At 67.2% G+C, this 430-nt stretch carries 1 protein-coding gene; it reads right to left on the bottom strand.

What is annotated here, in order from left to right; genetic code table 11:
• Positions 1-335: hypothetical protein (locus RNB18_RS52525; protein ID WP_311711789.1), on the bottom strand; the 335-nt coding region annotated here is incomplete at its 3' end.
• Positions 336-430 lie beyond the last annotated feature (95 nt).

Raw genomic sequence — 430 nt, 5'->3', positions numbered from 1 at the left:
AAGTAGTGCTCGTCGTCAAGAGCCGCGAATCCCTCGGGCAGGTCGGACGAGTCGAAGAGGTCTTCGACCGCCCGGCGGAAGGCCGCGAGGATCGCCAGGCGAGCGGGGCGGTGCCACAGGAGTCTGGTGACTCGCCGCGTGTCCTCGCACGACAGGTCCCCGTAGCGGTTCCACAGATGGGTATGCCCGGACAGGAGAAAATGCGCGTCGCGGATCGCCGAAGCGTGACGGAAGGGCTCCTCCGAGCGGTTCGGGAACAGTCGCGCTGTCAGAGCCAGCGCGGCCAGCGTGCTCAGACGCTGCACATTCATAGTGGTCAGGGAGCGACCGCTCACCGCGCCTCCTTCAGGGCGTTCCGGCTCGCGGTCTTGAACGCGCGCACCGTACGAACTTCGTAGCCTGCGGGCAGTGAGCGTCGCAGCTGGGCGAC

The organism is Streptomyces doebereineriae, from assembly GCF_031845645.1.
GTDB classification, from domain to species: Bacteria; Actinomycetota; Actinomycetes; order Streptomycetales; family Streptomycetaceae; genus Streptomyces; species Streptomyces canus.
Note: the sequence above shows the minus strand (reverse complement) of the source record. Positions and strands in the feature narration are given on the sequence as shown.